Here is a 20,586-nt window from a genome sequence, read left to right as displayed (position 1 = left end):
CGGTTACTCACCCGGAGCGGAGTCGGTGCGGGCGGCGCCGGTGCCGGTGTTGGGCGTCGGCGCGTTCGTGCTCGACGAACCCGTGTCCGGCGCATCGGCGGAATCGACGGGAGCGGAGTCGTCCTGCAGGCGGGCACCGGAGGCCCAGTCGGGGCGCGCTGTCGGGGTCCGCTCGAAGGCGTACGGGTCGCTGCCGGTCGCGGTCTCGGCGGGCTCCTGCTGGTCCCCGGCCTGCGCCGCGCCGACCGTGGAGGCGTCGGGCTCCGACGTCTCGGCGCGGGGCGCGTCCGGATCCGGCAGCAGGTCGCCGACGACCTCGCGGATCCGCTCGGCCGACACGACGCCCTGGCGCAGGATGCGCAGGGTGCCGCCCTCGAAGCTCAGCGCTGTCGCATCGACGATCGTCGAGGACTCGCTGGCGCCCGCGGGGCGGTCGCTGTAGCGCGATCCGGCGGCGCCGGCGTCGAGATAGACGTCGACGGAGTCGCCGAGCTGGTCGAACGCCTCCTGTGCGGTCGTGGCCGAGGGCTGCCCCGTGCGGTTGGCGGAGGAGACCGCCAGCGGACCGGTCTCGGCGAGGAGCTCGATCGTCACCGGGTTGTCCGGCATGCGCAGCGCCACGGTCCCGCGCGTCTCGCCCAGGTCCCAGACCAGGGAGGGCTGGGCGTGCAGGACGATGGTGAGCCCGCCGGGCCAGAACTCGCGCGCGAGGTCGCGCACCGCCTCCGGCACGTTCTCGGCGAGGGCGTCGAGGGCGGCCACGTCCCCGATCAGGACGGGCGGCGGCGACTGCCTCGTCCGTCCCTTCGCGTCGAGCAGGCGCTGGACCGCGGCGGCGTCGAACGCGTTGGCCGCGACGCCGTAGACGGTGTCGGTGGGGATCACCACGAGCTCGCCGCGGCCGATGGCCGTCCGCGCGAGACGGGTGCCGGTCAGGAGGTCCGTGTCGACGGAGCAGTCGTAGATGCGTGCCATAACGGGTCGATGATACCGGCGCGGTCCGTGTCCGGACCGGCTGCGGCGCGGCGGTCGCGTCAGCGCCGCCCGAGGCCGGGGCTCGGCGGCCGTCGCAGCGGCGCCCGACCCGCGCCGGCCGAGGCCGCCGGAGCGCTTCCGTGAGGCACTCGGCCCGGCGTGGCGGGCGCCTCCGCCGACAGGACGCCCACGAGCGCCACGGAGACGGCGAGCGTCGCGAGCGAGTGCTGATCGCCGAACCAGGTGGTGTTGTCGGCCATCCCGTGCAGGAACGTCCAGAGGACGGCGACGGCGAGCGCCCCGACGGCGACGGCCTCGTTCCGGGCGACCCGGAGGAGCAGGCGCACGACGGCGATGGTGGCGAGGAGGAGGAACGCGAGGACGGGGAGCGCGATCAGGAGCCCGCCGTTGGTCCACGCGGTGACGAGGAGGTTGTGAGGCGGGCGCGGCTCGCTGTGCTGGGTGAACTGCGACCCGCGCGCCAGCCACAGCTCCTGCCATCCGCCGTACCCCAGCCCCAGCAGCCAGTTGTCGGGGAACGCACTCGCAGCCAGGCGCAGGAAGTCGCCGCGGGCCCCGAGCGTGAGCACGCCCGCCTCCGCCAGCTGCGGGAAGGACACGGCGACGGCGTACACGGCCGTGATCCCGGAGGGGATGGTGATCATCCAGGCGACCGGACCGAGGCTGCGTCCCTTGAGTCCGCGGATCGCGGCGACCAGCAGGGGCAGGACGATCGCGAGGACGATCGCGGTCTTGGACAGCGTGAAGAGGGCGCCGACCAGCCCGGCGACGGCGACGAGCAGGAGGAGACTCCCCCGCTGCCGTCTCCAGACGGCGAAGGCCAGCGCGCCGGTCGTGGCCATGTACATCGAGGCGATGTTGCCGTTGAGGAAGAACCCTCCCGACTTCTCCTGCAGGACGTTGTTGAAGGACGTCGTGAAGATGTCCCGCACGTAGATGTCGGAGAACAGCACCGCTTCCGGCCACCGGAGGTAGGCGGTCTCCTGCACGGGATCGAGCTGGAAGAGGATCGTGAGCGTCACCTGGAGGAGGAACACGGGCGCCGCCCAGTTGAGGGCGCGGCCGACGACACGCCAGGCGCCGTCGCCGAGCCCGCGGACGGCCAGGTACGGAGTGAGGAAGGAGACGACGGAGACCACGTCGCGCAGCGCGGCCGCGCGTGCTCCGGAGTAGGTGAGCGCGAAGAGGGTGCCGGCGATCACGAGGAGGACCACGACCACGAACCGGTCGATCCGCCCGCCGCGCAGCCGCGCCACGGAGTACGGGAGGAAGAGCAGGCTCCAGGCGACCGGAGCGGTGACGGGGCCCAGGGTGTAGAGCTGCACGACGCTCAGCGCCAGGAGCACCGCGAGGAAGACGAGGACGATCCGCTCGTGCCGCCGCTGAGCGGGATCCGCCGGCGCGCGCGACGGCCGCCCGCGGGTCTCCGGAGCGTCGGTGACGCGGGTCGCGGCGATGACGGAGGGACGAGAGGCGGTCGGGCGGCGGAGGAGGGCGTCGTCGGCGTGGCGGCCCATGTCAGAGCCGTTCCGCGGAGGTGCTGGTGGCGGCCTCCGTCTGGCGGAGCGGAGAAGCGGCGCGCCGATTCCGGGACGACGGGCCGACCTCTCGCGGCGGGAGGGTCGTCCGCGGGCGCCGGTCCGGGGCGGGAGGCGGATCGAGCAGCACGCGAGAGGCGGTGGCGTCGGCGGACGCGGGCGGGAGAGGGGATGCAGGTGGCATGTCGCGCCGACACTAATCGCGCGGCACGAGCCTCGACGGGCTTGGCGCGGAACGTCGATCCGCGTGCGCGCGGCGGCCCCGCGCCTCAGCCACGGGGGTCTGCCAGCAGCTCGTCCGCGCGGCGGGCGATGCCCGGCCAGCCGAAGTCCGCCGCTCGGCGCCGCGACGCCGCAGCGACCTCCGCGCGTCGCCGGGGATCGCGCAGCGAGGCGATGAGGGCGGGGAGCTCCGCGAGGACGGCGTCCGCGACCTCCTCCTCCGTGCCCGGCGGGACGAGGACGGATCCGTCGACCACTCCGTCGGAGGTGCGCAGGATCTCGGGGAGGCCTCCGCGCTCGACCGTCACGACGGGGATCCCCCGCGAGAGCGCCTCCACCACCACCATCCCGAACGGCTCGTCCCAGCGGCAGGGGTAGAGCAGGAGCGCCGAGGAGCCGAACAGCTCCAGCAGGTCCTCGTGCCGGAGGAACGGGAGCCGGCGCACGACGCCGGGCAGGGCGGCGACAGCCTCGTCGAGCGCTCGGACGTACGGGGTGGGCGTCGCGTCGTCCCCGAGGCCCGATGCGCCGGCGATGACCAGCCGCAGATCGGCGCCGTGCTCGGTCCGCATCCGCCTCACGATCTCGACGGCCTCGCGGGCTCCCTTCTCGGCCACCAGCCTCCCGGCGAAGACCGCCTCCGCAGTACCGCCGAGCGGCGCCGGCGGAACCTCGGGCGGAGGGACGACCCCGTTGTACAGGACGGCTGTGGCGATCAGGCCGTACCGGTCGACCGCCCGGGCGCGCAGGAACTCGCTGCAGAAGATCCATTCGTCGACCGCGTCGAGGTAGCGCCGGGCGGCGGCGGGATCGGGTGGCAGGTGATCGAGCAGGTCGTTGTGCAGGTGTGCGACGATCCGCCCCCGGTAGCCCAGGCGGCGCAGGCGCACGGCGTAGCGGGGGCGGTTGTGGATCCAGACCGTCGGGACACGGCGCAGCGACGGAGCGAGCACCAGCAGCCAGAAGCGCCCGCCGAAGGACAGCCGGCGCAGCTCGGCGCCCGGGTCGCTGTCGCGCCGATGCGCCAGGAGGAGTGCCGCGCGCCGCTGAACCGCGTAGATCCGCCGGTACAGACGATGGGGCCTGACGTCCACGCCCGGTGACGCCGACGACCACGGCGCGTGCACGGCGATCCGGAGCGAGGACCGGGACACCGTCTCGCGGACCCAGGTCGCCACGGCTCCCCCGCTGCCGTCGAAGCGCTCCTCGGCGGCCAGCACCACGGCGACCTCGACCGGGGCGGCGGAGCCGAGCCGGAGCCGGGCGGGCAGTCGCGACAGGACGAGCGATCGCGCCTCGGCGATGTCGCGGCCCGGCGCCAGGAGGGCGGTCGCTCCCAGCACGAGGCCCGCGAGCGCCAGCTCCACCGGGAGCAGCCGCAGGGGCGCGCCCTCGGGGAGCAGGCGGAGCAGGAGCAGCACGATCGCCATCGGTGCGGCGAGCAGCGGCCCCGCGGCGCACGCGCGCAGGAACGCGCCGAGGCGCACTCCGAGCACCACCCGCAGCACGGCGCAGGTGACGGCGAAGCCGAGAGCGCTCGAGAGCAGCAGCCCGCCGATCAAGCCGTCGAGTCCGAACAGCACTCCCCCGCCGACGATCATCGGGACCGTGATCGCGGTCTTCACGATGTTCACGACCAGCCCGAACCGCACCCGGTCCATCGCCATCAGGATGAAGCCGACCGGATTGCCGATCGCCCGCACCGCGCCCACCACCGTCAGTGCGCTCGTCATGCCCGCGATCCAGCCCCAGCCGGGTCCGTAGAACAGCCGCACGATCTCCTCGGAGCGCAGCGCCACCAGCATCAGCGGCGGGATGCTCGCCATGCTGAGCACCGCGGTGACGCGGAGGTGGTTCCCCGCGACGCGCTCACGGTCGTGCTGGATCGAGGAGAACACCGGGAACATCACCCGCGTCACGATCGGGTTGACCCTCGCGGGGAGGTTCACGGCGAGGTTGTATCCCAGGGTGTACCCGCCCAGCTGGGCCGGTCCGAGCAGGCGGCCGATCGCGAGCGAGCCGGCGTTCGAGCCCAGGTAGTTGACGATGCCGTCGAGGGTCTGGAAGACGCCGAAGGAGAGGAAGCGGGCGGTCTCGCGGATCCGGAACCGGAACCGCAGCCGGAACCAGCGGCGGGCCTGCACGAGGGCGAGCACGGAGCGCAGAGCCGCGGTCGCGACGAGCCCCCACGCATAGGAGAGCGCCCCCGCGCCCGAGACCGCGAGGCAGACCGTCACGGCGAAGCCGCCGACGAGAGCGGTCGTCTCGGACACGGCGACCGCTCGGAACCGGATCCCCTTCTCGAGCACCGCTCTCGGCACCTGCCCGGCTGCGCTGCCCACGAACACGAGCGAGGCAACGCTGAGGACCGGCGCCGCGGCGGCGGACCCGAGCAGGGAGGCGATCGGTGCGGCGCCCAGGAGGACGGCGACGGTGACCAGGAGCCCGACGGAGAGGTTGAGCCAGAAGACCGACGAGAGCTCGAAGCTGGTCGCCCGCCGGCGCTGGATGATCGCCTGGGCGACCCCCATGCCGAGGAAGATGTCGACAAACGCGTTGAGCAGGGCGACGATCGCGATGATCCCCATCTCGGAGGGGTCCAGCAGTCTCGCCAGGAGCGCGAACTGCCCGAGCTGCACGACGAGCGCGACGGCGAACGAGACCGCCGTCCAGGCGGTCGCGTCGACGGTGCTCCGGCGCAGGCTCACCTCTCCCGCCCGGCGGAGGCCGGACGGAGGCCCGGTCGCGGATCGTCGGCGCGGTGCTCGGCGCGGCTCATCCGCGATCTCCGTCCGTCGTCGTCGGCATCGATCGGCCGGCCGCCCGGTCGTAGAGGTCCTCGAGGTCGCGGATCCGCTCGGCGAGGTCGAACGAGGCGAGCACGCGCTCCCGCCCCTCCGCGCCCATCCGCTCCGCGCGGTCCGGGTCCCGGAGCAGGGCGGCGAGCGCCCCGGTCAGGCCGGGCACGTCCCCCTCCGGGACGAGCAGCCCGGTGACGCCGTCCTGGACCGCCTCCGGGACGCCGCCGTGGCGGTACGAGACGACAGGGACGCCTGCGAGCGCGGCCTCGAGGAAGACCATGCCGAAGCCCTCGGAGTCGCCTGTCGCCGCGGTCCGAGACGGTGCACAGAAGACCGCGGCGCCGGCGAGGATGCGGGCGACCTCGGCGGGGGGCAGGGAGCCGGTGAAGGTCACCTGCAGGCCCAGCCGCGCCGCCTGCTCGACGAGCGCCTCCCGCAGGTGGCCGTCGCCGACGACGGTCAGGGGGACGTCGCGGATCGGTCCGGGGAGGGCGGCGACCGCCTCGAGCAGATCCGGAACGCCCTTCTTGTCGGTGAGGCGTCCGACGAAGACGATTCCCGCGCGCTCCGCAGCCGGTGCGGCCTCGGGGCGGGAGGTCGGGACGCCGATGTAGCCCACTCCGGTGCGCCGCGGGTCCGCCCCCAGGCGCAGGAGCCCGTCGGTGATGAAGCGGGACACGCCGATCACCGCGTGCGCGGTACGGAAGACGGTGCGGGCCTCGAGGGCGCGGTGAGCTCGGGCGAGGGGTCGGAGCAGGCGCGGAGCTCCGGTCGCGAGCGGCCAGCTGGTCACGTCGTAGCCGTGCCCCGTCACGACGAGCGGAAGGCGCCTCCTCCGTGCGTACCGGGCGATGGAGACGGCGTCGATGAGGAAGTGCGCGTGGATGAGGGCGGGCCGGTGCTCATCGACGATCGCGTCGAGCCGTCGTGACACTCCGAGCCACCGCAGGAGGAGGGACCGCCGCCCGCGAGGGGTGATCGGATCGTGCAGGACGATGTCCGTGCGGTCGTGGAGGACGCCCGAGCCGGTGCGCTCGAGGCCCACTCCGAGGGCGCGCCAGCGCTCGAGTCCGTGCATCTGATTGCGGACGAACGTCTCGGAGTCCTGCAGCCACGCGCGCTTCCAGACCAGGACCAGCGGCCTCTCGCCGGCGACGCCGCCCGCGTGCTCAGCGGACGGCACGGCGCACCCGGTAGCGGAGGGCCGCGACCACGCTCGGCAGCACCCGCACGGCGTCGCCCAGATAGCGCCGCCAGAGCCTGCCGGGCTCCCGGCTGAGCCGGTGCGCCCACTCGAGGCCGAGGCGCTGCACCACGAGCGGCGCCCGCGGGATCTCGCCGGCGAGGAAGTCCACGGCGGCGCCGACGCCGAGGCACACCGCTCCCGTGCCGCCGACGGCGAGCAGGCGCTCGCGAACCTCCTCCTGCTTGGGGGAGCCGAGGCAGAGCGCGACGATGCGGACGTCGGCCGTGCGCAGAGTCGAGGAGAGGCGGGCGAGGTAGGCGTCGTCCGCGAGCTCGGCCGGCTCCGGCGAGACGACGACCGGAACCTGGAGCCCGGCGAAGCGCTGCTGCAGCTCGGCGGCTGCGCGATCGCCGACTCCGGGGCGTCCGCCGATGAGAGCGATCGGCGCGCCCTCGAGCGCCGCGCGACGGCAGACCTCGGTGAAGAGGTCGATGCCCGTCACGCGGCTCGCCGTGCGGTGACCGTACGAGCGGGCCAGCCAGACCAGAGGCGCCCCGTCGAGCACCACGAGGGACGCCCGGCCGTAGTACCGCCGGAACTCGCCGGAGTGCTTCCAGCGCACGAAGTGGTCGGTGTTCGGCGTGACGACCAGCTCGTCGCGGCCGCTCCGGGACAGCTCGAGCACGGCCTCCGCCGCCTCGTCGAGCGTGGTGATGCTGGCCGGCATCCGCTCGATGCGGCCGGTGATGTAGGAGGTCATGCCGGTGCTCCTCGGGGGTCGGTGCGGGAGGGAGGGAACGGAGCTGGTGTGCGGAAGGGGCCGGTCGCGGCCGCCTGCACGGGGACGGTCACGTCGTCCACCGGGTGCTCCTCCGATCGGAGAGCCGGCGGCGGGTGTCGTGCACGGCGTAGAGGATCCGGCTGAGCGCCGTGAAGGCGGCGGGGACGTGCTTGAGCACCAGCCCCAGGACGAGCAGCCGCGGCGACCGCGCGGAGCGGAGCACGCGGACGTCGCGCAGCGCCTCGGACCCGAGCCGGACGCCGGTCTCGACGAGCGCCGCGTCGGAGTTCTGGCGGATCGGGGTGAGCGCGACGGGGACGGCGTAGAACCAGGTCGTGAACCAGTCCGACAGCGGGCGCGGCACCTCCTCGAACGTTCGGGCGAGCGCCGCGCGCATCTCCTCGGCGCAGACCAGGAGGTTCCGGAGGTCCGGGTCGCGCCGACGGGTGATCGAGGACGCCGTGTGGACGTAGGAGTAGAGGATCTCCGGCACGAAGAGCACCCGTTCCGACGCCTGGACCGCCCGCAGCACGCCGACGAAGTCGGACTGGGAGCTCAGGCGCGGGAAGAGCTCCTCCTGCAGGACGGCGCGGCGGAAGAGCTTGTTCCAGAGGAAGCCGTGCAGGCGCCCGGACGCCATCCGCTCGAGAGCGAGTTCGGACGAGACCAGTTCGCGCCGGTCGAGCCCGTCGATCACGCGTCCGGAGGTCGACTGCCGGGTGCGGTAGAGCGCCCGGCAGACGACGACGTCGGCCGCCGTCCGCTCGGCCTCGGCGGTGAGGGTCCGGAGGATCTCCGTGTCCCATTCGTCGTCGACGTCCACGAACCAGACGAACTCGGAGTCGATGCCGTCGAGGGCGCGGTTCCGGGCGGCAGCGACGCCGCCGTTCTGCTCGAGGAGCAGGACCCGGGCGTCCTGGCGTCCCTCGGCCCACTTCTCGAGCACCTCCGCCGTGCCGTCCGAGGACGCGTCGTCGACGAGGACGACCCGCATCCCCGGTCCGAGAGTGAGTGCGAGCCGCGCGAGGAAGCCGTCGAGCCGGGCGATCGCGTTGTAGCAGGGAGCCACGACGGTCACCGAGTGCACGCCCCCGCTCACCGTCGGCCCCCGAGCTCGCGGTAGGCGGCGACGACGGGTCCGAAGACGGCGTCGGGTGAGGCGGCCTCGTCCACCCACGCCTTCGCGCGGTCGGCCTGCATCAGGAGCCCCTCGGGTCGCTCCAGAGCGGCGGCGAGGAGCTCGGCGATCCGCTCCCCGTCGGCGTCGGCGGGGAGCAGGAGGCCCCGACCGTCGGCGAGCAGCTCGCCCACACCGCCGACGTCGGTCGCCACGACCGGGCGACGGCGGGCCATCGCCTCCAGCATCACGAGCGGAGTCCCCTCCCACCGCGAGGTCGACAGGAGGAGGTGCGCCGCGTCCAGCGCTCCGGTCACGTCCGCCGACGGACCGGCGAAGTCGACCACTCCGGCTCCCCGGGCGCGCTCGCGCAGCACCGGCAGCATCGGACCGTCGCCGAGCCAGGTGCCGGTGACGGGCCGGACCCGGGCGAGGGCCTCGACGGCCGCGAGGAAGCGGACCGGGTCCTTCTGCTCCGCGAGCCGCCCGATGCCGAGGACGCGGACGACCGGCTCGGCGAGTTCCGGCGCGCTCGCGGGCTCCGCGGTGACGTTCGCCGGGGCGTTGCCGGTGACCACGACGCGATCCTGCGGGCGGCCGTAGCCCTCGACGACCATCCGCCCCACGGAGGCGGAGACGGCGAACACCCGCCGGGAGCGGAAGGAGAGCGCTCGCCTGTCGATCCCGGGCAGCTCGGTGTGCGCGTGCTCGACCACGGGGACACCGAGCGCGGCGCCGACGAGGAGGGCCAGCAGAGCCTCGCGGCGCTGGTGGGCGTGCAGGACGTGCGGGCGGAACCGGCGGACGGCGAGAGCGAGGCCGCGGAGATCGGCCGCGAAGCCCTGTCCGGGTCTCGGCACCACGAAGACGGGCGACTCCTGCGCGGCGCGGTCGCTGAGCGGCCCGGGACGCCCCCAGTAGGCGGTCTCGCAGCCGTGCTCGCGGCTCCACGCGCCCAGGGAGAGTGTCACACGCTGCGCTCCGCCGTCCTCGAAGGAGTCGAGGACGTGCAGGATCCGCAGGGATCGGGAACGGGCGGCCCTCATGAGAGCGCCCCGTCGGGAACCGCGCCCGGGAAGCGGACGTCGAGTTCGGCCAGGACGGCGTCGACGTCGCGGCCCATCGTCCCGGGGTCGACGTCGTAGTGATCGGCGAGGAGGTCGACGACCTCGTCCCGGGGCCGGCGCTGCCGGATCACGGCCTCGAAGACCGAGGCGGCGCTCAGCGAGAGCACGATCGGGGGCACCGACGGGCGGGACAGGTCGAGCACGTAGACCTGACGGTCCGTGCGCTCGACGGCGAAGCGCTGGGCCGGCGGCGCGCTGCCACCCTGCGCCTCGGCGGAGGCCTCCACCGGATGCACGGCGCTCGCCGCGGGATCGGACGAGGCCGGGAGGTCGCTCACCGGCGCCGTGGTCGCCGCGATCGCCTCGAACGAGGACGCCGGGCCCTGCTCCTCGCTGCGGCCGCTCAGCGCCACCCTGGCGAAACCGGTGAGGGCGGAGGGGAGGCCTCGGAGCGCCCGCAGGGTCCGCTCCCCCCGGAGCCGGAGCCGACGTCGGACCGTCGTCGCCTCGGGATGGCTCGCCTCGAGATCCGCGCGGGTGGGGAAGGCGGCTCTCAGCAGCAGGCCTCCCTTCAGGCGCCAGGGAGCGGACGCCACGGCGTGCAGCCAGTTGAAGGTGTGCCGGTCGGAGCTGCGGCGCACGTCCCAGAGAATCTGGGCCTGCCGGTAGCGCTCCTCGGGCGCGGCGGGGACTCCCCAGGAGGTGAGGAGCTCCGTCATCGGCGTCTGCGCGCCGAGCTCGACGGCCGCGTCGCGGATCGCCTCGCGCTCCTCGCTCGGAAGGCCGGCGGCGTGCGCCTTCAGAACCGCCAGCGCCGTGGTCGCCGAGGCGGAGCGCGCGCTGCGCAGCTGGTGCAGGGCGTGCAGCACGAGGTGGTGCGCGCGCCCGGGGATCCGCAGGGTCTCGTCGCTCAGCGGCAGATCCTCGGCGGCCGCCCAGAGGCGGTCGAAGACGATCCGCTCCTCCTCGAAGGCACCCGGGAAGGAGCGGTGGACGTCGACGTCGCACGGCCACGAGGGGTGGACGAGCGTGATCGAGTGGTCGACGAAGAGGGTCCAGCTGAGAGCCTCGGCGCGGCGGCGCCAGCCCATCGAGGCGAGCAGCGCGAGAGCCTCGTCGAAGCGCTCGGGGTCGACCCAGATGTCGACGTCGGCCGACGTCATCGGGGCGCGGATCCCCTGGCGGTGCAGACCCTCGCCCTTCACCACGAGGCTGCGGAGGCCGTGCGTCCGCAGGGTGTACTGCACCAGCACGGCGGCCAGGCGCAGGGCGACGGCGTTCGGCAGCATCGCGTCGGCGGAGGCGCCGACAGCCGGGACCGGTTCAAGGGACACGGACGCGTCCCTCCGCGAGGGCGAGGATCTCCTCGGCCGCGACGGACCACGGGCGCTCCCGCGCGAGCTCGGCGGCCCCCCGGGAGAGAGCCGTCCACTCGCGTCGGAGCCGGTGGAGGGCGTCCTCGTACTCCTCGCGCGTCGCGTCGTCGGAGAGGACCACGCCCGCCCCCGCCGCGCAGAGATCGGCCAGGACGCTCGACTCGATCGCGAGGACCGGCAGCCCGCTCGCCAGCGCGTCGAGTCCGGCGGCCGCGCCGGTCGTCGACGGCGTCAGGTGGGCGTACACGTGCGAGTGGCGGAGCACCTCGACGACGCCGTCGCGGTCCTGCTCGCCGACGGAGCGCAGCCCCGACGCGAGGTCGTCGGCGATGCCGCCGCCGTCGTCGATCACGGTGACGTACTCGGTGCCGTCCAGCCGGGCGAGGAGATCGAGCCGCTCGGCGCCCCGGTCGAGACCGGAGGCTCCCACGGCGGCGAAGCGGAGGGGCCCGTCGGGGGCGGACGGTGTCGGGAACGACGCGTCCGGCAGGCCCAGGGGCACGACCGTTCCCGCGAGGGCGGACGCGAGCCGCTCCGTCGGGGTGACGACGACAGCACCGCGGCGCTCCTCCTCGAACCGGAGGCGCGGGAGCGCCGGGAGGTCGTCGGCCAGGAGGACGGTCGTCGGAGCGAGCCCGGCGAGCTCCACGGCCGTCCCCGGGAGCGCCACCACGAGGTCGGGCCGCTCCGGAGCGAGCAGTCGGCGGGCCCGGCGCGTGACGACGGCGAGCCCGACGGACCCGGCGCCCCTCCGGCCGGCGGGCTCGAGGAAGCGGGCGAGCACGCTGGTGCGGAGCTCCGCCCCGCTGAACCCCTCCGGGTCACCGGTCACCACGACCACGCGGTGTCCCTGGCTGCGCCAGGCGCGCTCGAGCGGAGCCGCGTGCCAGGCGTCGAGGGCGACGATCCCGATGGTCAGCACGGGCGGACTCCCCCCGTCAGGGGGGATCGGCGGCAGGGACCGGGAGACGTAAGGAGCGCGGAGTCCCGCTGGTCGATGACCTCGTGCACAGGGCGGTACCTCTCTCCGTCGCGGCAGGCGGAGCCGCGGACGTCGGAGAAGTTATCCCCGTGCCCGGCGGCCTCCGAGCGGGAGGCGCGATACGGACGCGGAGGCGGCGTACGCGCCGCTCACGGAGTCGGATCGCGTCGGCAGCGGTCGCTCGACCGTCAGTCCCCGCCACGGGTTCCGCGCCCGCCGCACCGGCATGCGGAGGCACCGCGGCGCCGCCGATAGAGTCGGCTCCGTGACCCTCTCCCCGCAGATCTTCACGCTCCCCTCGGCGGTGCAGCGGACCCCCGCCGCCGCTCCTCACCCGGGGCTGCTCCGATGAGGGGCATCGTCCTCGCGGGTGGTTCGGGGTCGCGGTTGTGGCCGATCACCAAGGGCATCTCGAAGCAGCTGATGCCGATCTACGACAAGCCGATGATCTACTACCCGCTGTCGACGCTGATGATGGCCGGGATCGACGAGGTCCTCGTCATCACGACCCCCGAGTACAACGACCAGTTCCGCGCACTGCTGGGCGACGGGTCGAGCCTGGGCATGCGGATCGAGTACGCCGTGCAGCCCTCCCCCGACGGGCTCGCGCAGGCGTTCCTGATCGGCGAGGAGTTCATCGGCGACGAGTCGGTCGCCCTGGTCCTGGGCGACAACATCTTCCACGGCACCGCCCTGGGCACCGCCCTCGCGGCGAACACCACGATCGAGGGCGCCGTCATCTTCGCCTACCAGGTCGCCGACCCGCGCGCCTACGGGGTCGTCGAGTTCGACGAGCACTTCCGAGCCGTCTCCATCGAGGAGAAGCCCGAGCAGCCGCGCAGCAACTACGCCGTGCCCGGCCTCTACTTCTACGACAACGACGTCGTGGCGATCGCGAAGACGATCACGCCCTCGGCCCGCGGCGAGCTCGAGATCTCGACGATCAACGAGCGCTACCTCGAGGCGGGGCGGCTGAACGTCCAGGTCCTCGACCGGGGAACGGCCTGGCTCGACACCGGGACCTTCGATTCCATGATCGAGGCGACCGAGTTCGTGCGCGTGATCGAGCAGAGGCAGGGATTCAAGATCGGCTGCATCGAGGAGATCGCCTGGCGCAACTCCTGGATCGACGACGCCCGCCTCGCCGAGCTCGCCGCACCGCTGGTCAAGAGCGGATACGGCGCCTACCTCCACCGCCTGCTCAGCCTCGAAGGCGTGAACGCGGGCCGCTGAGCCCGGCCTCCCCCGACCTTCCCGACCTCCAGGAGAACCCGTGCGGATCCTCGTCACCGGCGGTGCCGGCTTCATCGGCAGCAACTTCGTCCACCTCACCCTGCGCGAGCGTCCCGACGCGCGGATCACCGTGCTCGACAAGCTCACCTACGCGGGCAGCCGCGACTCCCTCGCCCCCGTCGCCGACCGAGTGCGGCTGGTCGAGGGCGACGTCGCCGACGCCGAGCTGGTGGACCGGCTGGTCGCCGAGGCGGATCTGGTGGTCCATTTCGCCGCGGAGTCGCACAACGACAACTCCCTGCACGACCCGACGCCCTTCCTCGCGACGAACGTCATCGGCACCTTCGCGCTCCTGCAGGCGGTGCGCGCGCACGACGTGCGGTACCACCACATCTCGACGGACGAGGTGTACGGCGACCTCGAGCTCGAGGACCCCGCGCGCTTCACCGAGCACACCCCCTACAACCCCTCCAGCCCCTACTCCTCGACCAAAGCCGCCAGCGACCTCCTCGTGCGCGCCTGGGTGCGCTCCTTCGGCGTGCGCGCCACGATCTCCAACTGCTCCAACAACTACGGCCCCTACCAGCACGTCGAGAAGTTCATCCCCCGCCAGATCACCAACGCCATCGACGGCATCCGCCCCAAGCTCTACGGCACCGGCGCCAACGTCCGCGACTGGATCCACGTCGACGACCACAACACCGGCGTCTGGGCCATCATCGACCGCGGCGAGATCGGCGAGACCTACCTCATCGGCGCCGACGGCGAGAAGAGCAACCTCGACGTCGTCACCCGCATCCTCACCGCCTTCGGACAACCCGAGGACGCCTTCGACCACGTCACCGACCGCGCCGGACACGACCTCCGCTACGCCATCGACTCCACCCGCCTGCGCACCGAACTCGACTGGCGCCCCCGCTACACCGACTTCGACGCCGGACTCGCCGCCACCATCGACTGGTACCGCGCCAACGAGGACTGGTGGCGCCCCGCGAAGGCCGCCACCGAGGAGAAGTACTCCGCTCAGGCCTGAGGCGGCCCGCCGGCGGGGATCAGTGCGGACCGACTCCGGTCGACACCCGGCCGGAGGGCCGCGGAGAGTCGCACGGGCCGGGCGTCCGCTTCGCGCGGGACCGGCCGGACAGGACGATGCGGAGCAGCTGCAGCGGCTCGAGGAGGTAGCGGGCCGCGAGCCGGCGCGGGTCGCGCGCCAGGCGGAACAGCCACTCCACGCCCAGGGCGCCCATCCACCGCGGGGCGAGCGCCTGCGTGCCGGCGATGTAGTCGAGGCAGCCCCCCCACGTTCGCGAACGCCGCCCGCGGGGCGAGGTCCCGGTTCTCCAGGATCCAGCGCTCCTGGCGGGGCATGCCCATCCCGACCAGGACGAGATCGGCACGGGCGAGCGACTCGGCGAGCGGCCGCTCCTCGCCGATGCCGTGCCACTGCTGGTCGAATCCGTCGTACGCGAGCCAGGTCATCCGGGACGTGCGGGCGGCGACCGCCTCCGCCGCTTTGGCCGAGGACTCCGGCGTGCCGCCCACGGCGACCACCACCAGAGGCTCGTCGTTCTCGATCAGCGGGAACAGCCAGTCGGTGCTGTGTAGAAGGCTTCGCCGACGTCCGTCCAGGAGCCCGCGCCGCCCGCGGTGAGAGAGAGGCTCTGATCGCTGGGCCAGCCGACCTCCCCGACCGAGCAGTGCACCCCGTACCGCCGGCACCACTGCCCGAAGGTCGTCACCGCCGCCACGAAGACATGCTCGTCGGTGCCGCCCTGCTTGTCCGAGCGCAGGGTCGTGCCCGTGCCGCCGGGGTAGAAGTGCTGCGAGTACACGATCCGGCCCAGCGGGTCCTGGATCCACGGCCCGTCGGGTGCGATCGCGGCGACCGTGCCCGTCGTCGCCTCCCGCATCCCCTCGACCCAGATCGTGTGCCGATCGCCGGTTCCCCGGACGGCCGACACCACGGCCTGCGTGTAGGCCTTGTAGGTCTCGACGGGGACCAGCGACCGCTTCACCTCGTTGAAGAGGTCGTAGGCGGCGATGCGTCCGTCGTTCTGGAACTCCGCCGCGAGCAGGGTCCAGACCCTCTGCGCCTGGGATACCGAGAGCCCGGATCCGAACCAGACGGTCCCCTCGGGCAGATCGCCCTGGCTCGCCGGATAAGTGCCGTTGTTGTGCAGGTCGAGCACGATCCGCATGCCGGCGGCGCCGATGGCGGCGATCTCGGTCCGGAGCAGCGCGACCGCCGCCGGATCGAGCCCCTTCGCCAGAGCGTCGTCGGTGCTCTCCCCGTCGGCCTGCGGCTGCAGGAGCGACCAGGGCACCGCGAGCCGGACCAGGGTGAGCCCGCGGTCCGCCAGGAACTCGTAGCTCTCGGCCGGATTCCCGGCGGTGCAGTCGACTCCGACGTCGACGCGCGACTGCAGATCGAACACGTTGACGCCGCGGAAGTAGGACCGGCCGCCCAGGTAGTCGTCGACCGAGCCGATGGCAGGCGCGGGCGACGCGGAAACGGACGACGGCGCGCAGGCCACGGGAGCAGTTCCGTCGCTCCGCTCGAGGAGCCGCACGGCGACCACGACGAGGGCCGCGACCACCACGACGGCCAGGACGATCAGCAGCGGGCGGCGGAGCCCATGGCGCGGCCGATCGCGTGCGGCGGCGATGCGAGCCTCCCGAGCCTGCCTGCCCGGTGCGGCCACCGGATCGCCGCTGAGGCTAGCAGAGCTCCGCGACGCCTCAGCGCACCGCCACCGTCGCGCGGTCGCGGCCGGTGAGGTCGCGCTGCGTGGTCGCTCCGCGCCAGCCGTCGGCAGTGAGCAGGGCGCGGATATCGGCGCCCTGCAGCTCGCCGTGCTCCATCACCAGCACTCCCCCGGAGCGGAGCAGGCGGAGGGCGGTCGCCGAGAGCGAGCGGACGACGTCCAGGCCGTCCTCGCCGCCGTAGAGCGCCGAGGGCGGGTCGAACAGGCGCACCTCCGGGTCGCGCGGGACGGCGGCGGCCGGGATGTAGGGCGGGTTGGAGACGACGACGGAGACGGTGCCGTCCAGCTCGGGAAGTGCCCGGGCGAGGTCGTCGAAGACGATGCGGGCGTTCTCGAGCCCGAGCCGCTCGCGGTTGCCGCGGGCCCAGATGAACGCCTCGGGAGCGTTCTCCACGCCGATCACGCGCGCGTGCGGCACCTCGTGCGCAAGCGCGAGCGCCAGGGCTCCGCTGCCCGTGCCGAGGTCGACGGCGATCGGCTCCGGATCGACGACCGCGCGGAGCGCGTCGATCGCGATCTGCGCGACGCCCTCGGTCTCGGTTCGCGGGACGAACACGCCGGGTCCGACCGCGAGCTCGAGCGAGCGGAACGGTGCGATCCCGGTGATGTGCTGCAGGGGCTCGCGAGCCGACCGGCGCTCGATAGCGCTCGCGAACGCCGCGGCGTGCTCCTCGTCGACGCTCAACCCCGTGATGAGGCGCGCCTGCAGCCGGCCGCGGCCGAGCCCGAGCAGGTGCCCGAGAAGCAGCTCCGCGTCGACGTCCGGCGTGGGGACGCGGGCGGCGGCGAGGCGGGCGACCGCATCCGCGAGGAGGGTGCGCGCGTCGACACCGGTGGTCACGAGGGTCACGCCTCCTCGGAGCCGATGTCGGCCAGGCGGGCCTCCTCGTCGGCCTGGATGGCGCTCTCCACCACCGGGTCGAGCGCGCCGTTCATCACGCCGTCGAGGTTGTACGCCTTGTAGCCGGTGCGGTGGTCGGCGATGCGGTTCTCGGGGAAGTTGTAGGTCCGGATGCGCTCGGAGCGGTCCATCGTGCGGATCTGCGTCTTGCGCGCGTCCGAGGCCGCCGCGGCGATCTCCTCCTGCTGGCGGGCCAGGATGCGGGCGCGCAGCACGCGCATGCCCGCTTCACGGTTCTGCAGCTGGCTCTTCTCGTTCTGCATCGACACGACGATGCCGGTCGGGAGGTGGGTGATCCGCACGGCGGAGTCGGTCGTGTTGACGGACTGCCCGCCGGGACCGGAGGAGCGGTAGACGTCGATCTTCAGGTCGTTCTGGTTGATCGCGACCTCCTCGGGCGCGTCCACCTCGGGGAACACGAGCACGCCCGTGGTCGAGGTGTGGATCCGCCCCTGCGACTCGGTCACGGGGACGCGCTGCACCCGGTGCACGCCGCCCTCGTACTTGAGGTGCGCCCACACGCCCTGCGAGGGATCGGTGGCGTTGCTCTTGATCGCGACCTGCACGTTCTTGTAGCCGCCGAGGTCGGACTCGTCGCGGTCGAGGATCTCCGTCTTCCAGCCCTTCGCCTCGGCGTAGTGGAGATACATCCGGAGGAGGTCGGCCGCGAACAGCGCGCTCTCGGCTCCGCCCTCGCCGCCCTTGATCTCCATGATGACGTCCCGGCCGTCGTCGGGGTCGCGCGGGATGAGCAGGCGCCGCAGCTTCTCCTGCGCCACCCGCAGCGACTCCTCCAGCTCGGGGACCTCCTCCGCGAAGGCCTCGTCCTCGCGGGCGAGCTCGCGCGCGGCCTCGAGGTCCTCGCCGGCCTCGATCCAGGCGGAGTGGGCCGCCTTGATCTGGCTCAGCTCCGCGTAGCGCCGGTTGACCTTCTTGGCGCGGGCGGCATCGGCGTGGAGGGCCGGGTCGGAGAGCTGCGTCTGCAGGTCCTCGTGCTCGGCGAGGAGGACGCTGACGGATTCGAACATTGGGTCCTGGCTTCCGGAGGTGGTCGGGGTCGGGCTCATCGCCCGGGGACGCGAAAACGTCCGCGGCCGCCCCCGGTGACAGGGGCGACCGCGGACGTCGGGGCGCTAGTGGTGGCCGTTGCCGTGGCCGGCGGTGGCCGGGCCGACGGCCGACTTCGAGACCTGCATGAGGAACTCGACGTTGGACGAGGTCTCCTTCAGGCGCGACAGGATGATCTCCAGCGCCTGCTGCTGGTCGAGCCCGGCGAGGGCGCGGCGCAGCTTCCAGGTGATCTTGACCTCGTCGGCGCTGAGCAGCATCTCCTCGCGGCGCGTGCCGGAGGCGTTCACGTCGACGGCGGGGAAGATCCGCTTGTCGGCGAGGTGGCGGGAGAGGCGGAGCTCCATGTTGCCGGTGCCCTTGAACTCCTCGAAGATCACCTCGTCCATCTTCGAGCCGGTCTCGATGAGCGCCGTCGCGAGGATGGTGAGCGAGCCGCCGTTCTCGATGTTGCGCGCCGCTCCGAAGAACTTCTTCGGCGGGTACAGCGCCGAGGCGTCCACGCCGCCCGAGAGCACGCGGCCCGAGGGAGGAGCGGTCACGTTGTAGGCGCGGCCGAGACGGGTGATGGAGTCGAGCAGCACGACCACGTCGTGGCCCAGCTCGACCAGGCGCTTCGCGCGCTCGATCGCGAGCTCGGCGACGGTCGTGTGGTCCTCGGCCGGGCGGTCGAAGGTGGAGGCGACGACCTCGCCGCGCACGGTGCGCTGCATGTCGGTGACCTCCTCCGGACGCTCGTCGACCAGGACGACCATCAGGTGGACCTCCGGGTTGTTCTGCACGATCGCATTGGCGATCTGCTGCAGGACGATGGTCTTGCCTGCCTTGGGCGGCGCGACGATCAGGCCGCGCTGTCCCTTGCCGATCGGGGCGACCAGGTCGATGATCCGCTGGGTCAGCTTGCCGGGCTCGGTCTCGAGGCGCAGGCGCTCGGTCGGGTAGAGCGGCGTGAGCTTCTGGAACTCGACGCGCGCAGCGGCCTCCTCGACGGTCTGGCCGTTGATCGAGTCGACGCGGACGATCGCGTTGTACTTCTGGCGGCCGCCGCCCTCGCCCTCGCGGGGCTGGCGGATGGCGCCGACGACCGCGTCGCCCTTGCGCAGGTTGTACTTCTTGACCTGGCCGAGGGAGACGTAGACGTCGCTGACGCCGGGCAGGTACCCGGTGGTGCGCACGAAGGCGTAGTTGTCGAGGACGTCGAGGATGCCGGCGACCGGGATGAGGACGTCGTCCTCGCCGATCTCGGGCTCGAAGTCGTCGCCGATCGCTCCGCCGCGGCGCTTGCGGTCGCGGTAGCGGCTGCGGCGGCCGTCCTCGCCCTCGGCCTGCTGGCCGTTCTGGGGCTGTCCGGAGCCGTTCTGCTGAGGAGCCTGCTGGCCCTCGGACTGCGCGGCGCCGCGCGCGCCTTGGCCGTTCTGCGGCTGGGACTGCGCGGCGGGGCTCTGCTGAGCGTCGTTCTGGCGGTCGTCCCCGCGGTTGCGGTTCCGGTTGCGTCGGTTGCGGCCGCGGCCGGTGCCCTGCTGGTCGCCGTTCTGCTGCTGGTCTCCGCCCTGCTGCTCCTGCTGGTCGCCGGATTCGGAGGAGTCGGCGTCGTTCTCGGCGGGCGCCTGCTCGGCCTGCTCGGAGGCGCCCCCGCGGCTGCGGCGGCGTCCGCGGCGCTCGCGCTGGCCGCCCTCGCGGGAGGAGTCGTCCGACTCCGGCCCGTTGGGCAGCTCGATGTCGATGACGGGCTTCGCAGCCTGGTCGGCGTCGCGGTCCTGCTCGATGACGGGGAGGTCGGGGATCAGCGACTCCACGCCGGTCCCGCCGGGGATGTTGAGGTGCTCGCCGGCGGCGACGGTGCCGCTGGAGGCGCGGCGCGAGCTGCGTCGGCGGGGCGCGCGCTCGGCGGGCTCGGCGACCGGCTCGGCCGCCGCGGGGAGCTCGAGCTCGACGGGGGCCGACTCGGCGGCCGTCGCGGAGGGCTCGTCGACTATGGGCGCGGCCTGCTCGAGGACGTCGGCCGTGTCGGCCTCGGTGCTCTCGACGGGCGTCGGCAGCTCCGCCGGCGCCTCGGGCTGCGGAGCGGACTGCTCGGCCACATCGGCCGGCTCGGCCTCGACCCCGGTGGCGTCGACGTCCGGGGCGACCGCTGCGTCGTCCGGAGCGACCGCGTCGGCGATCGCGGCGGGCGCGTCCTCGGCGGAGGCGGCGCGCAGGTCCGAGATGGCCTGGACCAGCTCGCCCTTGCGGAGCTTGGAGGCGCCGCCGAGGCCGAGCCGCGTCGCGAGAGCCTGGAGCTCGGCGACGCGCAGACCGGAGAGGTCGGCGGTGAGGTCCACGGCCGAGCCGTGGGTGTTGACGTCTGTCACTGGAGAGGGTTCCTTCCCCCCGGGAACGAGTGCTCACCGGGAGAGCTCATCGACCGTGCGGTGCCATCGCGTGTTCTGATCCACGCGATGCTCTCGGCCGCCGGGACCGACTGCCGCAGAGAGCGAGGAGAGGGCCCGGAGACCAGGCGCCGGTCTGCAAGAGGAGCAGGGGCGCCCTTCACACGATGTGATGGCCGTGGTT

Annotated in this window: 16 protein-coding genes and 1 pseudogene; 2 read left to right on the top strand and 15 right to left on the bottom strand. The window is 73.3% G+C overall.

The features are described 5' to 3' along the window. Window positions 1-3: 3 nt before the first annotated feature. From C5C71_RS01025 to C5C71_RS00985, 9 genes are all read right to left on the bottom strand, one after another. Complete coding sequence (locus tag C5C71_RS01025; protein WP_104323882.1) at window positions 4-975, bottom strand: L-threonylcarbamoyladenylate synthase; 972 nt, start codon at window positions 973-975, stop codon at window positions 4-6. Between the two features lie 59 nt (window positions 976-1,034). Further along, entirely contained in the window at window positions 1,035-2,513 is a 1,479-nt protein-coding gene (locus C5C71_RS01020) for an O-antigen ligase (protein ID WP_104327273.1), read from the bottom strand. A gap of 290 nt (window positions 2,514-2,803) precedes the next feature. Further along, window positions 2,804-5,464 carry an MOP flippase family protein gene (locus tag C5C71_RS01015; RefSeq protein ID WP_104336961.1) on the bottom strand — a complete coding sequence of 887 codons (2,661 nt, stop codon included), beginning with the start codon at window positions 5,462-5,464 and terminating at the stop codon, window positions 2,804-2,806. A gap of 67 nt (window positions 5,465-5,531) precedes the next feature. Next, entirely contained in the window at window positions 5,532-6,740 is a 1,209-nt protein-coding gene (locus C5C71_RS01010) for a glycosyltransferase (protein WP_104249581.1), read from the bottom strand. Continuing rightward, window positions 6,727-7,503 (bottom strand): WecB/TagA/CpsF family glycosyltransferase, encoded by a 777-nt coding sequence (locus C5C71_RS01005; protein WP_104225572.1) that lies wholly within the window; start codon window positions 7,501-7,503, stop codon window positions 6,727-6,729. The genes C5C71_RS01010 and C5C71_RS01005 overlap by 14 nt, the downstream gene beginning before the upstream one ends. Window positions 7,504-7,591: 88 nt before the next feature. Continuing rightward, the gene (locus C5C71_RS01000) at window positions 7,592-8,611 is read right to left on the bottom strand and encodes a glycosyltransferase family 2 protein (RefSeq protein ID WP_181065615.1); all 1,020 of its coding nucleotides are present in this window, start codon (window positions 8,609-8,611) and stop codon (window positions 7,592-7,594) included. Window positions 8,612-8,619: 8 nt separating this feature from the next. Next, window positions 8,620-9,687, bottom strand: a complete 1,068-nt coding sequence (locus tag C5C71_RS00995) for a glycosyltransferase family 4 protein (protein WP_104336959.1) — start codon at window positions 9,685-9,687, stop codon at window positions 8,620-8,622. Next, the gene (locus C5C71_RS00990; protein WP_104336958.1) at window positions 9,684-11,042 is read right to left on the bottom strand and encodes a PqqD family peptide modification chaperone; all 1,359 of its coding nucleotides are present in this window, start codon (window positions 11,040-11,042) and stop codon (window positions 9,684-9,686) included. The genes C5C71_RS00995 and C5C71_RS00990 overlap by 4 nt, the downstream gene beginning before the upstream one ends. Next, entirely contained in the window at window positions 11,032-12,006 is a 975-nt protein-coding gene (locus C5C71_RS00985; RefSeq protein ID WP_104336957.1) for a hypothetical protein, read from the bottom strand. The genes C5C71_RS00990 and C5C71_RS00985 overlap by 11 nt, the downstream gene beginning before the upstream one ends. A 408-nt stretch (window positions 12,007-12,414) precedes the next feature. On the opposite strand from C5C71_RS00985, the gene rfbA reads away from it, so the two are divergent. Both rfbA and rfbB read left to right on the top strand, forming a co-directional pair. Then, complete coding sequence (gene rfbA, locus C5C71_RS00980; RefSeq protein ID WP_104223010.1) at window positions 12,415-13,299, top strand: glucose-1-phosphate thymidylyltransferase RfbA; 885 nt, start codon at window positions 12,415-12,417, stop codon at window positions 13,297-13,299. Between the two features lie 40 nt (window positions 13,300-13,339). Further along, window positions 13,340-14,332, top strand: coding sequence for a dTDP-glucose 4,6-dehydratase (rfbB, locus tag C5C71_RS00975; protein ID WP_104336956.1), 993 nt, complete (start codon window positions 13,340-13,342; stop codon window positions 14,330-14,332). A 19-nt stretch (window positions 14,333-14,351) separates the two neighbouring features. On the opposite strand, the gene C5C71_RS17820 is transcribed toward rfbB, so the two are convergent. The 6 genes and pseudogenes from C5C71_RS17820 to rho form a co-directional block, all read right to left on the bottom strand. Next, entirely contained in the window at window positions 14,352-14,696 is a 345-nt protein-coding gene (locus tag C5C71_RS17820) for a WecB/TagA/CpsF family glycosyltransferase (protein ID WP_219813756.1), read from the bottom strand. Further along, a pseudogene (locus tag C5C71_RS18095) lies at window positions 14,662-14,841 on the bottom strand (hypothetical protein); the annotation flags it as partial. The gene C5C71_RS17820 and the pseudogene C5C71_RS18095, both read right to left, overlap by 35 nt. Before the next feature lie 32 nt (window positions 14,842-14,873). After that, complete coding sequence (locus tag C5C71_RS00965) at window positions 14,874-16,001, bottom strand: glycoside hydrolase family 5 protein (RefSeq protein ID WP_181065614.1); 1,128 nt, start codon at window positions 15,999-16,001, stop codon at window positions 14,874-14,876. Window positions 16,002-16,038: 37 nt separating this feature from the next. Further along, on the bottom strand, window positions 16,039-16,914 hold the full coding sequence (prmC, locus tag C5C71_RS00960; protein ID WP_104336954.1) for a peptide chain release factor N(5)-glutamine methyltransferase: 876 nt from the start codon (window positions 16,912-16,914) through the stop codon (window positions 16,039-16,041). Then, on the bottom strand, window positions 16,911-17,993 hold the full coding sequence (gene prfA, locus C5C71_RS00955; protein ID WP_104257071.1) for a peptide chain release factor 1: 1,083 nt from the start codon (window positions 17,991-17,993) through the stop codon (window positions 16,911-16,913). Before prfA ends, prmC begins: the two co-directional genes overlap by 4 nt. A 105-nt stretch (window positions 17,994-18,098) precedes the next feature. After that, the gene (gene rho, locus C5C71_RS00950; protein WP_104323891.1) at window positions 18,099-20,384 is read right to left on the bottom strand and encodes a transcription termination factor Rho; all 2,286 of its coding nucleotides are present in this window, start codon (window positions 20,382-20,384) and stop codon (window positions 18,099-18,101) included. Window positions 20,385-20,586 lie beyond the last annotated feature (202 nt).

The sequence above is a fragment of the Rathayibacter sp. AY1C1 genome, from assembly GCF_002932105.1.
Lineage (GTDB): Bacteria > Actinomycetota > Actinomycetes > Actinomycetales > Microbacteriaceae > Rathayibacter.
The sequence above is the reverse complement of the archived record's forward strand: the minus strand, read 5'-3'. Positions and strand labels throughout refer to the sequence as shown.